Consider the following 13199-nt stretch of genomic DNA (forward strand, 5'->3'; position numbering starts at 1 on the left):
AGAGAGAAGCGGGCTTACCAGCCTTCCAGGACGATCTTGCCCTTGGCTTTCTGGCTTTCGATCAGGGCGTGGGCGCGGCGCAGGTTGGCTGCGTTGATGCGGCCGAGATTCTCGCCCAGGGTGGTGCGCAGGACGCCGGCATCGATCAGGCCGGCCACGCGGTTCAACAGGACGTGTTGCTGCTGCATGTCAGCGGTCTGGTGCAGCGGGCGGGCGAACATGAACTCCCAATGCAGCGAGGCGCACTTACGCTTGAGGGCCATGACGTCCAGCTGGCCGGGATCGTCGATCAGACCCAGCTGGCCCTGCGGCGCGAGCACCTCGATGATCTGTGCGTAGTGCTGGTCGGTGTGGGTCAGGCTGGCCACGTGCTCCACCTGCTGGATGCCCAGCCGCGACAGGCCCTCGGTCAGCGGCAGGCTGTGGTCGATCACGTGATGGGCGCCCAGCGCGTACACCCAGTCCTGGGTTTCCGGTCGCGATGCGGTGCCTACCACGGTCAGCTTGGTCAGCTGGCGGGCCAGCTGCACCAGGATCGAGCCGACGCCACCGGCTGCGCCGATCACCAGCAGGGTCTGGCCTTCGCCACCGCCTTCGGCGATGCGCAGGCGATCAAACAGCAGCTCCCACGCGGTGATCGCGGTCAACGGCAGTGCCGCGGCGCTGGCGTCGTCCAGGCTGGCGGGCTTGCGGCCGACAATGCGCTCGTCTACCAGTTGGTATTCGGCATTGCTGCCCGCCCGGTCGATGGCACCGGCGTAGTACACCGCGTCGCCGGGCTGGAACAGGGTGACCTCACTGCCCACGGCATCCACCACGCCGACCGCATCGAATCCAAGCACGCGCGGGGTCTCGGTGGCGGCGCTGCGGCGCACCTTGGCATCGACCGGGTTCACCGCCACTGCGGTCACCGCGACCCGCAGGTCCCGTGGACCCGGGGTGGGGATGTCCATCTCCAGATCAACCAGGGCCTTCGGATCATCGATGGACAGGCCGGCACGGGTATAGGCAACAGCGCGCATGGGGAACTCCGCAGCAAAGGGGGATTCAGGCCAGCATGGACGCTGCGGGGGCCGCTGGAAAGGCGCAGAATCCAACATCACTTTCTCTCTCGTGGTGAAAATGATCCGCTTCGATGACCTGCAGTTGTTCGCCCGCACTGCGGCGCTCGGCAGCTTCAGCACGGCAGCGCGCGAGGCGGATCTGCTGCCGGGGCAAGTCGCGGCGGCGATTGCCCGGCTGGAGCGCGAGCTGGACCTGCGCCTGTTCGTTCGTACCACCCGCAGCCTTCGGCTGACCGCCGAGGGCGCGGTGTACCTGCCATACGCACACGACGTGCTGGCGGCGTTGCGCGAGGGTCGAGCCCGGGTACAGGGCGAGGATGCCGAGCTGGCCGGCACGCTGCAGGTGGCCGCGCCCTCGGATCTTGGCCGCAACGTGCTGCTGCCGTGGCTGACCGCCTTCCGTCGCGCACATCCCCGCCTGCAGTTGCATCTGCAGTTGTCCGACCAGGTGACGGATGTATTCCGCGATCCGGTCGACATTGCCTTTCGCCTGGGTCGGTTCGACGACGCCAGCTACGTCGCCCTGTCGCTGCTGCCGGACAACCGTCGCGTGCTGGTGGCCTCTCCCGGCTATGTGCAGGCACACGGCGCGCCACACAGCATGGATGCACTGAAGGACCATGCCTGCCTGCTGTACCAACTGGGCGGGCGCACGCACGATCGCTGGAACTTTGAACACGATGGACGGCGTAGCGTGGTGGTGGTGCGTGGCGCACTGCTGTGCGATGACGCCGATGTGGTGCGACGGTGGGCGGTGGCGGGTGAGGGTATCGCCTACAAATCATGGCTCGATGTGGGCGACGACGTACGTGCCGGGCGGCTGCAGGTGCTGCTGGACGGCAGTGGCGAGCCGCTGCCGTTGAACCTGGTATGCCCACATCGCAAGCAGTTCTCGCCGGCGGTGCGGCAGTTGCATGGGTTCCTGGGCGAGCGGCTGGCACCGTTGCTGGAAGGGTTGCCCATCGCCCGGTAGTGCGGGCCGCTGGCCGTCAGCTCTTTGCTTTGTCGGTGATGACCGTTGGTCGTCTCGGGGCTGCCGCTGCGCTCGCCGAGCGTGGCTCGGCGCTACGGGATCGCAAGCCCCGGCCACATCGCGGCAACCGGGCTGGATCAGCGCCGCGCCACTACAATGGCAGCCCCCTGCGTTGAATGAGTGAGCCGCCATGCCGTGGATGGGCATCCAGGACCTGTGGACCTTCCTGGTCGCCGTGCTGGTGTTCCTGGCATTGCCAGGCCCGGGTACCTTCACCCTGCTCACGGCCACCGGTCGCGGGGGGGTGCGCGGTGGCTATACGGCACTGGCCGGGTTGCTGGTGGGCGACCAGATCCTGATGTGGCTGGCGCTGGCCGGTGTGGCCGCCCTGCTGAAAGCCAATCCCACCGTCTTTCATGCCGTGCAGTATCTCGGCGCGGCGTATCTGGTGTGGGTAGGCATCAGCCTGTTGCGTACGCCCAAGGGTGACGGCACCGACACGCCCGGCACGATCCGCCTGGCGCCCGGCCATTACTTCCGCCAGGCGATCCTGGTCAGCCTGCTCAATCCGAAGGCGATCCTGTTCTACATGGCCTTCCTGCCATTGTTCATCGACCCAGGCCAGCACCAAGGCCTGGCAACCTTCGCCGCACTCGCCGGCATCATCTTCGTGGTCAGCATCGCCTACTGCTCCCTGCTGATCGGCGCCGGCAACCTGGCGCGGCGCCGGTTGATCCAGCATCCCCGCGTCAGCGATGTCCTGCGTCGCGTGGCCGGCGTGTTCCTGATCGGCTTCGGCATTCGCCTGGGCTTTAACGGCTGATTGATCGATTGTGCCGATTCCGGCAACCCTCGTCGCGGACAACCTCTATCGCGCCGCAGGTGAGCGCTTGGCAGTGGTAATGCTGCGCCGCGTTCGTTCACACTCGGGCACTTGTCGTTCCCAGTCACCACGAGGCCTGCATGTCTTTGCTCCGGCGTAAATCCCTGGATACCGTCACCGTCCACGAAGCCGGAAGGCAGTTGGTCCGTACCCTGAGTTGGCCCCATCTGATCGCGCTGGGTATCGGGGCCATCGTGGGCACCGGCATCTACACGTTGATCGGCGTGGGCGCCAATCTGGCCGGCCCGGCCGTGTTGATCTCCTTCGCCATCGCCGGGGCCGTCTGTGCCTGTGCTGCGCTGGCGTACGCCGAGCTGGCCACGATGATGCCGGCCTCGGGCAGCGCCTACACCTACAGCTATGCCGCATTGGGGGAGATCTTCGCCTGGGTGGTGGGCTGGAGCCTGATCCTGGAGTACTCGCTGGTGGTGAGTACGGTGGCGGTCGGCTGGTCCGGCTACTTCGTCGGCTTCCTGGAATGGGTGCATACCCAGATGGGCATCGACATCCGCCTGCCGCTGGCACTGTCGGCCGGTCCGCACGTGGAAGGCGGCATGTTCAACCTGCCAGCGGTGCTGATCACCTGGGTCGTGGCCGGTGGCCTGATGCTGGGCACCAAGGAAAGCGCCACGCTCAACGCCGTGCTGGTGGTCTTGAAGATCATCGCGCTGGCAGTGTTCGTTGCGGTTGCATTGCCCGCCTTCGATACGGCCAACCTGCAGCCGTTCATGCCGTACGGTTTCGCCAAGTCGCTGGGCCCGGACGGGCTGGAGCGTGGCGTGATGGCGGCTGCCGCGATCATCTTCTTCGCCTTCTATGGCTTCGATGCGATCGCCACGGCGGCCGAAGAAACCAAGAACCCGGGACGTGACCTGTCCATCGGCATCATCGGCTCGATGATCGGCTGCACCATCATCTACATGCTGGTGGCGCTGGCTGCCATCGGTGCCATGAGCTACGCGGTGTTTGGCAGCAGCGCCGAACCGCTGGCCCTGATCATGCGTCAGCTGGGCCACCCGACGGCCGCACTGCTCATCGGCGTGGTGGCCATCATCGCGCTGCCCACCGTGCTGCTGGCTTTCATGTTCGGCCAGAGCCGGGTGTTCTTCGTCATGGGCCGCGACGGCATGCTGCCGCGCAGCCTGTCCAACGTGAGCAAGCGCACGGGTACGCCGGTGGCGACCACGCTGTTCAGTGCCCTGCTGGTATCGGCGCTGGCCGGTGTGGCGCGGCTGGATGAAATCGCCGCGCTGGCCAACGCCGGCACGCTGGCCGCCTTCACCGCGGTGGGCATCTGCCTGGTGGTGCTGCGCCGCCGTGAACCCAACCGCGAGCGCAAGTTCCGCACGCCGCTGGCTTACGTGGTCGGTCCGGCCGCCGCACTGGGTTGCGTCTATCTGTTCTTCAGCCTGCCGCAGAGCACCCAGCTGTACTTCCTGATCTGGAACGTGATCGGCCTGGCGGTGTACTTCCTGTACAGCCGTCGGCACGCGCTGCTGGGCAGGTAAACAGCCAAGGCCACGCTACGCAGGTAGTGACGGCCGCTGGCCGTAAATCGGAGTGACGGCCAGCAGCCGTCACTCCCGTCTGGTCCGTCAGCGTTCGGCGTGGTCCTGCGCCTGCTGCATCACCCGCAGCAGGTTGCCGCCCCAGATGCCGGCAATCTGCTTTTCGTCATAGCCACGGCGCAGCAGCCAGGCGGTGATCTTCGGCAGGTCGCTGACATCGCGCAGGTCCGTCAATCCACCGCCACCGTCCCAGTCCAGGCCGATGCCCACGTGCCCAGGCCCGACGACCTCCAGGATGTGGCCCATGTGGGCGAAGAAGTCATCCAGGGTGGCGTGGCGCACCGGGTACTTCGCATCCAGGGCGTCTTCGCCGCGCTGCAGTTCAGCGCCCTGCGCGATGCTCATCGCTTCCCAACCGCCAAGGCGCTTGCTGAGCGCGTCTTCGGCGGCCTTGCGCTGCGGGCTCTTGCCGGGGTCCACCAGATAACCGCCGTAGGCGTTGACCTGTATCACCCCGCCCGCTTTGGCCAGCTGCCGCAGGCGCGTGTCGTCGAGGTTGCGCGGGTGGTCATGGATCGCTTTCGACGCACTGTGGGACAGCACGAACGGCACCGGCATCATCGCGATCAGCTGGTCGAATACCGCGTCGGAGGCGTGCGACTGATCGATCACGATGCCCTGCTTCACTGCATCCAGCACCAACGCCTTGCCCGCCGCGCTCAGTCCGTTCCACTCCGGGCCCTGCGGATTGGTGGCCGAGTCGGCGAATTCGTTGTTGGCGAAGTGCACGGTGCTGAGCATGCGCAGTCCGGCCTGGTGGTAGAAGCGCAGCAGTGAGGGATCGGCCACCAGCGGGCTGGCGTTTTCCATGCTGATGAACACTACGCGCTTGCCATCGGCCTTGATCCGCCGTGCGTCGGCCGGGGTGAGGGCCAGTTCGAAACGGTCAGCGTTGGCCGCCACCATGGTGCGGATCTCCAGCAGGCGCTGCAGGCCCGCATCGCGGTCGCGCAGATGGGCCGCGGCGGTGCGGTCGCCCTGACCGGTGTAGATCGCCCAGAACCCACCATCCAGCGCACCATCGACCATGCGCGGGTAATCCACCTGCGACAGAGCATTGTGATCGTGGCGGTTATCGATGTCGAAGCCATCGCGGGCGAAGTTGGCCGGCGTATCCAGATGGCTGTCGAGCGTGAGCAGGCGCTGCTGCAGGGCTTTCGCGCGCTGCAGCTCCGCCGTGCTGAAGTCGATGGCCTGGGCGGACAGCGGCACGCTGAGCGCCAGGGCGAGCAACAGGGACAGGCGACGCAGGATCATGCGGGTCTCACCGGGAACGGGAAAACCCGACAGTAGCCTGCGCGTGACGACATCGGTAGAGCCGACTTCAGTCGGCTGCACCTCCCGTGCCCCCGGATACCGTCCGCCGAGCATGGCTCGGCGCTACCAACTGCTTGGATCAGCGGTTACAGCACCCGGCAGAACACGGCCTTCAGGTAGCGTGATTCCTGCACGTGCGCCATGAACGGGTGGTCAGGGCCGGCGCCGGACACCTTCAGGATCTGGATCGTGCGGCCGGAGTAGAACGCCGCGCGGCGCAGCATGTCCAGGAACTGATCTTCAGCCACCAGCCCGGTGCACGAGAACGTGGCGAACAGGCCACCGGGCTTCACCACCCCCAGCGCCAGCTTGTTCATGTCCAGATACTTCTTGAGTGCGCTGATCACCTGGTCGCGGTCGCGGGTCATCTTCGCCGGGTCCAGGATCACCACGTCGTACTGCTCGCCGCGGTTGGCGGCATCACGCAGCCACGGGAAGATGTCGGACTGCACGAACTTCGGCCGCACATTGTTGAGCTTGGCGTTGCCCTTGGCGATCTGGATCACGTCCTCGTCGATGTCGATGCCCACCACTTCACTGGCACCGCGCGCGGCGGCGTACACCGCAAACCCACCGGTGTTGCAGCACAGATCGAGCACGCTCTTGCCTTCGACCTGCTGGCTCAGCCACTCGCGGTTGTCGCGCTGGTCGGCAAAGAAGCCGGTCTTGTGCGCGCCGGCCGGATCGGCGCGGAACTTCACGCCGTACTCGGTGATCACCGAAGCTTCAGTGGTGGTGTTGCCGTGGAAGTCGAAGCTTTCCTGCTTCTGCACGTGCTCGTCGGCGAAGCTGTGGAAGCGGCAGCCCGGGAACTGTTCGCTCAGGGCTTCGTAGATCCACTCGCGATGGCGGAACATGCCGGCGGCGAAGAACTCCACCACCACCAGATCGCCATAGCGGTCCACCACCAGGCCGGACAGGCCGTCGCCTTCGCTGTGCACCACGCGCCAGGCATCGCTGACCGCATCCAGCTTCAGCACATCGCGGCGCAGTTCCACCGCCTGGGCGATCTTGCGCGAGAACCAGCCCGCGTCGACCGGCACGCGTTCGTCGGTTTCCAGGATGCGCACCGCGATGCGCGAATGGCCGTTGTAGAAGCCGCGCCCGATGAAGTCACCCTCCACGCCGAAGACATCGACGATGGTCCCGGGCTTGGGCCGGACGGCCGGCTTTTCGACCAGTTTCTGGAAGATCCACGGGTGGCTGGAGCGCCAGGCATTCTTGAGACGGACAAAGGGGGCAGAGGTATTCATCGGTCCATTGTAATCGCTGCGGCAGGGGCGGCCGCGTTCGGTAGTGACGGCCGCTGGCCGTCAATGTCTACCGCTTGACGGCCAGCGGCCGTCACTACCGAACGCGGACCAATCAGCCTTCACCTGCGGTTGATTGACGCAGCGCCGTTATGCCCGCAGAATCGGCCGCAGAAGGGGAGTAGCTCCCAACGTTGTCGCCGTCAATTCGAGCCCGCAGGCTCCGGTGCAACGGCAGTCCCAGTACACCGGGGCTGCGAGCGAGACCTTCGCCGTACTGGCGAAGCTCTGTCCCTGGATCCCCTCCCGATCCTCCGTTGCAGACCCTCGCCGTCCGGCTTGAGATGTTTCCTTTTCTTAACGGACAAACCCATGCAGACGATCGGCAATTTGTGGTTATGGCTTGGCTTCGGCGCGGTGGTGATCATCGCGCTGCTCGTCGACCTCGTATTGATGCGCCACGGCGGCCCGCACAAAGTCACCTTCAAGGAAGCCCTGTGGTGGTCGATCGGCTGGGTGCTGCTCGCCCTGGCCTTCAACGGCGGCCTTTGGTACTACCTCAATGAGACCGCGGGCCAAGTGGTGGCCAACAAGGTCGGCCTCGAATTCCTGACCGGTTACCTGGTCGAAAAAGCGCTGGCAGTCGACAACATCTTCGTCTTCCTGATGATCATGGGCTACTTCGCGGTGCCCGAAGAGCAGCGGCAGAAGGTGCTGATCATCGGCATCCTGGGCGCGATCGTGCTGCGAACGATCATGATCTTCGCCGGTAGCGTGCTGATCACCCAGTTCCATTGGCTGCTCTACGTGTTCGGCGCCTTCCTGCTGTTCACGGGTTGGAAGATGTGGTTCTCTGCGGGCCAGGAGCCCGACCTGGAAAGCAACCCTGCCCTGCGCTGGATGCGCAAGCACCTGCGCCTGCTGCCGGACTATGCCGGCAACGCCATGAGCGTCATGCGTGACGGCAAGCGGTGGTACACCCCGTTGTTCGCGGTGCTGATCCTGATCGCGGTCACCGACGTCATCTTCGCGGTGGACAGCATCCCGGCGATCTTCGCCATCACCACCGACCCGTTCATCGTGCTCACCTCGAACGTGTTCGCGGTGCTGGGCCTGCGCGCGATGTTCTTCCTGCTGGCCGGCATGGCCGATCGCTTCCACCTGTTGCCGTATGGCTTGGCGCTGGTGCTGGGCTTCATCGGCATCAAGATGATGATCATCGACCTGTTCAAGATCCCGACCCCGATCTCGCTGGGCGTGGTTGCGCTGATCATCGCCATCACGGTGGTGCTGAGCCTGAAGATCCCGCCCAAGCACGACAAGGTGTGATCCCCCGCGTCGCCGGTCCTGCGGGGCCGGCAGCGCGCGCTGTTCTGACGGGTCGGCGGGGATTGTCCCGCCGGCCCGTTTTACTTTCCCACCCTGCCGGGGTTGGTTTCGCCCCGGCCACCGCCATTGCTTGGATATGAACGCCAACGCACCCGTGCCAGCCGGCAAGACCCCGGCCCCGCCTCCTGACCGCCTGCGCATCCTGCGCGCCTTCAACCTGAGCCTGGGAACGGTCGTGCTGCTGGTGGCGATCTTCGCCCTGCAGAGCTACTTCGATTGGCGGCCCTGGGCCGTCGCGCCACTCGACATCGCCGGCCTGCTGGGTCTGCTGGGTGCGCCGCTGCTGCACGGCTCTGTGGAACACGTGGCCGCCAACAGCGTGGCGCTGCTGATCCTGGGCACGCTGGCCGGCAGCGTGTACCCGAAGGCGACACTGCGCGCGCTGCCGCTGCTGTGGATCGGCTCGGGCATCGGTGCCTGGTTGCTGGGCGACCCCGGCAGCCTGCACTTGGGCGCAAGTGGCGTTACCCATGGCTTGATGTTCCTGCTGGCCAGCCTGGGCCTGCTGCGTCGCGACCGTGCCGCCATCGCCACCGGCCTGATCGGCATGCTGTTCTACGGCGGCATGTTGATGACGGTGCTGCCGCATACGCCGGGGGTGTCGTGGCAGTCGCACATGGGCGGAGCGTTCGCCGGCATCATCGCCGCGTTGCTGTTCCGCCACAGCGACCCGATGGCCGTACGGCCACGCTACAGCTGGGAAGACGAAGAAGAGTCCATCGAAGCCCTGCCCGACGACGAACTGGAGCCCCCCTCACCGCGCCAGGTGCCGGTGCTGTGGCAGCCGCGCGAGGGGAAAGACTACGTGGTGCTGCCGTTCCGCCGCCCGGGCCAGGACGACGCGCGCCAGGACTGACCCTGCTCCTGGGGTAACGCCGAGGCGTGCTCGGCGGGAGCTTTGCACGCGTTCCGATGGATTCCGCCGAGCGTGGCCCGGCGCTACCGTGCGACGTCAGGGGCCGTCGACGGCCTTACGGCCCAGTGCCGGATCATCGGTGAAGAATGCATCGATGCCGGTGGCCAGATAGGCCCGCATCTCCGCGACGGAGCCCTCGTTGTTGCGAGCGTTCGGCTCACCGGTGCGCAGGTTCGCGGCAATGAACGTGTTCTCCGGCCGGAAGGTATAGGGGATCACCATCAGCCCCGCCGCGTGCGCGTCGCGCACCACTGTGGTCGGCGCACCCAGCGCGCCCTTTGCGTCCAACGGAATGATCGAGCGCAGTTCCGGACCAATGCCGTCGGCGTAGGTGGCGATCTCTTTCAGGCCGGCCGGGGTCAGCATCTGCGCATAGGTCAGCGCGCCACCGGCCTTGGCGATGTCCGCGGGCTGCGCATCGCCTTTCCAGGTCAACTGCAGCAGACGGATGTTGCTGCCACGTCCGATTTTCCCGCGCAGATAGCGCAGGTTGGCGGTCTCGAACGACTGCAGCGTGACCGGCCCTACCTTGGTGTAGGGGTTGGCCTGCAGCGCAGCCAGCACCTTGTCCTCCATAGGCAGGCCGATGGACTGGAAGTAGCTGGGGTGCTTGATCTCCGGCACCAGGCCGATGCCCTTGTTCGCGCGCCCGGCCTGCTGCACCAGAAAGGCCAGGATCTCGTCGAAGGTGGCGATGCGGAACTGACCATCGAACGCGGTACTGCGCAGCGCCGGCAGGCGCTCGCGCACGTAAAGCGTCTTCAGCTCGGCCAAGGTGAAGTCCTCGCTGAACCAGCCATCCACCTGCTGGCCATCGATCGTCTTGCGGGTGCGGCGGTCAGCGAACTCTTTGCGCGACGCGACGTCGGTCGTACCGCCGATCTCGTTCTCGTGGCGCGCCACCAGCACACCGTCCTTGGTCATGACCAGGTCGGGCTCTATGTAGTCGGCGCCATCGCTGATGGCCTGCGCATACGCGGCCAACGTGTGCTCGGGCAGCAAGGCACTGGCCCCACGGTGGGCATAGACCGATGCCTTGCCCGGTGCAGCTGAAGAAGTTTCGGCGCTCATGGCCACCGATGGTGCCACGGCCAGCGAGAGCAGCAACGCACAACCCCACGACTTCACAGACGTTCCCCTTGGATGATGAATGCGGCGAGTATGCGTCGGCAATATGACAGGGGGAGGTAGCGTGTCACCCGGCTTTGGTCGGACCGTCTGCAAGCTCCTTCTCTATCTGTTCGATGCTGGGGAGGCGTGTCTGCAGCGCTTCGGGCAACGGGCCCAACACGTGGTATTCCGCGATGCCCATGGGTTGCACGTTCTCACTCAGGGCGTACTCGGCCACCACTTTGTTGCGTTCCTTGCAGAGCAGGAGTCCAAGCGTTGGATTGTCGTCGGCTCGCTTGCGTTGCTGATTCACGGCGGTGAGATAGAAGCCCAGCTGCCCAAGATGCTCGGGTTTGAACTTGCCTGCCTTCAGCTCTACGACAACATAGCAGCGAAGGTGCAGGTGATAGAAAAGAAGGTCGATGAAGAACGCTTCGCCTGCGACTTCGAGGAGCACCTGCCTGCCTACGAAGGCAAAGCCGGCACCCAGCTCCAACAGGAAGTCCGTGGCATGTCGGACCAAGCCGTCTTCCAGTTCGCGCTCACTTGCCTCACGCCCTACCGCAAGGAAATCGAATCGGTAGGGATCCTTCAATGTTTCACGGGCGAGATCCGAATGCGGCTTGGGAAGACGCAACGCGAAGTTGGTGACGGCAGAGCCGGTGCGTTCGAGCAGTTTTCCTTCTATGTTCAGCACCAGCACGCTCCGCGACCAGTTGTGCTGTATGGCCTGGTTCGCGTACCAGACACGTTGTGGGGCAGTCGACAGCTTTTCCAGCAGAGTCAGTTGGTGATACCACGGTAATTGTGCAAGCACCTCTTGCACAAATGCAGGGTCCGGCCAGGCGTCGGCAAAGGCACGCATGTACTTGAGGTTTCGCGGCGAGAAGCCTTTGGCGTGGGGGAAGGCCAGTCTGAGATCATGGGCCAGACGATCAATGACCTTGCTCCCCCATCCCTGCCCGGACTGGCGGACGAGGATGTCCCGTCCCATCTCCCAGTAGAGCAGGACGAGCTCACGGTTGACGGCCAGCGCGGCGCGTTGCTGGGCAGAGTTGATGCGCTGTTTCAGCTCCTCCAGCCAATCGGCATAGCCTTCTGGCGGGACAATGAGGGAAACGGGATATGGGGTCATGGGCAGGCTTCCGGCGGTCACACCAGCGTGTGATGCGAGGAAGGGTCAGACCATGCGTCTATCTTCAACTGATCATCGTTCTTACTGAAGATTGCGGACGAATTCCTGTCGTCCGCTTATCGTCGGGTGTCGTGGTGCCTTTGGAAGGCAGCCGACTGAAGTCGGCTCTACCAAGCGGCCTACTTGCCGATGCAGAAGCTGGAGAAGATGCGGCCCAGCAGATCGTCCGCGCTCATCGCGCCGGTGATCTCGCCCAGGGCGTCGTGTGCCAGACGCAGCTCTTCCGCCGCCAGTTCCAGATGCTCGTGTGCCAGCTCGCCATCGGCCTGCAGCGCATGTTCCTGCGCGCGCTCGATGGCATCGACGTGGCGTGTACGCGCGGAGAACTCGCCGTCCACCTGTTCGCCGGCACCGGCGCTGGCGATCGAACGCAGCCGTGCGTGCAGGTCATCCAGACCGGCACCGGTGGCCGCTGAAACGAAGACGCGGTCCGCGTCGTTGCTGCCAGAACCCGGCGGCAACAGATCGGACTTGTTATGGATGTAGACCTTGTGCGGCACGCCCTGCAACGACGCACCGATGGCCGCTTCGCCCGCGGCGGGATCGCGCGCATCCAGCACGATCAATGCAAGATCGGTGCGTTCGATTTCGGCGCGTGCGCGTCGCATGCCTTCACGCTCGATCGCATCGCCGCCCTCGCGCAGGCCGGCCGTATCGACCAATGTGAGCTCCAGCCCGTCCAGGCGGATCGTCTCGCGCAGGGTGTCGCGGGTGGTGCCCGCAATGTCGGTGACGATCGCCCGTTCGCTACCGGCCAGCGCGTTGAGCAGCGAGCTCTTGCCGGCATTCGGCGGGCCGATCAGCACCGCATGCAGGCCGTCGCGCAGGCGGCGCCCACGTTCGGCATCGCGGCGCAGCAGCGACAGCGTTTCACGTGCCTGCAGCAGGCCGCGTCGCACCTGCTCACCGCCCAGCGTATCCAGCGGCTCATCGGCGAAATCAATGGCCGCTTCCACATGGATGCGCAGCCTCACCAACTGTTCTGCCACCTCATCTACGCGGCGCGAAAATACGCCGTCCAGGGAACGGCGCGCGGCGCGCGCGGCACGATGGTCGCCGGCCGCGATCAGGTCGGCGATGGCTTCGGCCTGGGCCAGGTCCAGCTTGCCGTTCAAGAACGCGCGTTCGCTGAACTCGCCCGGTCGCGCCTGACGCGCACCGAGTGCGATGCAACGTGCGACCAGTTGCTGCAGCACCACCGGGCTGCCATGTCCCTGCAGTTCCACCACTTCTTCGCCGGTGAAGCTGTTCGGTGCCGGGAACCACAGCACGATGCCATCGTCGATCACCTCGTTGTGCGCATCGCGCAGGCGCGCGTAGTGCGCATGGCGCGGCCGCAGCACCGGTGCGCCGAGCAGGTGGGCGATGGTCGCCGAGCGCGGCCCGGAAAGGCGCAGCATGCCCACGCCGCCGGCACCGGCAGCGGTGGCGATGGCAACGATGGTGTCGGTAGCAGTGGTATCCATGGCGTGCATTGTGCGGCGTTGCTTCACGGGGAGCCAGAAGCAGGAAACCCGCCTTTCGGCGGGTTCCT

The 13199-nt window shown here is 65.5% G+C and carries 11 protein-coding genes; 5 read left to right on the top strand and 6 right to left on the bottom strand.

Going from position 1 to position 13199, the window contains the following annotated elements; all coding sequences use genetic code 11:
- Positions 1-14 precede the first annotated feature (14 nt).
- Positions 15-1022: a zinc-binding alcohol dehydrogenase family protein gene (locus ABRP17_RS08340; RefSeq protein WP_188325530.1), complete on the bottom strand. Its 1008-nt coding sequence runs from the start codon at positions 1020-1022 to the stop codon at positions 15-17.
- Positions 1023-1116: 94 nt separating this feature from the next.
- On the opposite strand from ABRP17_RS08340, the gene ABRP17_RS08345 reads away from it, so the two are divergent.
- The 3 genes from ABRP17_RS08345 to ABRP17_RS08355 all read left to right on the top strand — a co-directional run bounded on the left by ABRP17_RS08345 (position 1117) and on the right by ABRP17_RS08355 (position 4428).
- A complete protein-coding gene (locus ABRP17_RS08345) occupies positions 1117-2037 on the top strand; it encodes a LysR family transcriptional regulator (RefSeq protein WP_349986308.1) in 921 nt (306 codons plus the stop codon).
- Positions 2038-2227: 190 nt separating this feature from the next.
- On the top strand, positions 2228-2860 hold the full coding sequence (leuE, locus tag ABRP17_RS08350; protein ID WP_188325531.1) for a leucine efflux protein LeuE: 633 nt from the start codon (positions 2228-2230) through the stop codon (positions 2858-2860).
- A 140-nt stretch (positions 2861-3000) separates the two neighbouring features.
- Positions 3001-4428 (top strand): amino acid permease, encoded by a 1428-nt coding sequence (locus ABRP17_RS08355; protein WP_188325532.1) that lies wholly within the window; start codon positions 3001-3003, stop codon positions 4426-4428.
- A gap of 87 nt (positions 4429-4515) precedes the next feature.
- Here ABRP17_RS08355 and ABRP17_RS08360 read toward each other — a convergent pair whose 3' ends face one another.
- Both ABRP17_RS08360 and ABRP17_RS08365 read right to left on the bottom strand, forming a co-directional pair.
- A complete protein-coding gene (locus ABRP17_RS08360; protein ID WP_349986283.1) occupies positions 4516-5745 on the bottom strand; it encodes a dipeptidase in 1230 nt (409 codons plus the stop codon).
- A gap of 146 nt (positions 5746-5891) precedes the next feature.
- Entirely contained in the window at positions 5892-7058 is a 1167-nt protein-coding gene (locus ABRP17_RS08365; RefSeq protein ID WP_349986281.1) for a class I SAM-dependent rRNA methyltransferase, read from the bottom strand.
- Positions 7059-7427: 369 nt separating this feature from the next.
- Here ABRP17_RS08365 and ABRP17_RS08370 point away from each other — a divergent pair, with 369 nt between their 5' ends.
- Positions 7428-8384, top strand: a complete 957-nt coding sequence (locus ABRP17_RS08370; protein ID WP_188325535.1) for a TerC family protein — start codon at positions 7428-7430, stop codon at positions 8382-8384.
- 136 nt (positions 8385-8520) lie between these two features.
- Positions 8521-9300, top strand: a complete 780-nt coding sequence (locus ABRP17_RS08375) for a rhomboid family intramembrane serine protease (RefSeq protein ID WP_192081938.1) — start codon at positions 8521-8523, stop codon at positions 9298-9300.
- A gap of 96 nt (positions 9301-9396) precedes the next feature.
- On the opposite strand, the gene ABRP17_RS08380 is transcribed toward ABRP17_RS08375, so the two are convergent.
- From ABRP17_RS08380 to mnmE, 3 genes are all read right to left on the bottom strand, one after another.
- Positions 9397-10488 (bottom strand): glycerophosphodiester phosphodiesterase, encoded by a 1092-nt coding sequence (locus ABRP17_RS08380; RefSeq protein WP_349986525.1) that lies wholly within the window; start codon positions 10486-10488, stop codon positions 9397-9399.
- 67 nt (positions 10489-10555) lie between these two features.
- A complete protein-coding gene (locus ABRP17_RS08385; protein WP_349986523.1) occupies positions 10556-11605 on the bottom strand; it encodes a PDDEXK nuclease domain-containing protein in 1050 nt (349 codons plus the stop codon).
- A gap of 179 nt (positions 11606-11784) precedes the next feature.
- Positions 11785-13140, bottom strand: a complete 1356-nt coding sequence (mnmE, locus tag ABRP17_RS08390; protein WP_372486934.1) for a tRNA uridine-5-carboxymethylaminomethyl(34) synthesis GTPase MnmE — start codon at positions 13138-13140, stop codon at positions 11785-11787.
- Positions 13141-13199: the final 59 nt, after the last annotated feature.

It is taken from the genome of Stenotrophomonas sp. WHRI 8082 (genome assembly GCF_040223995.2).
Lineage (GTDB): Bacteria > Pseudomonadota > Gammaproteobacteria > Xanthomonadales > Xanthomonadaceae > Stenotrophomonas.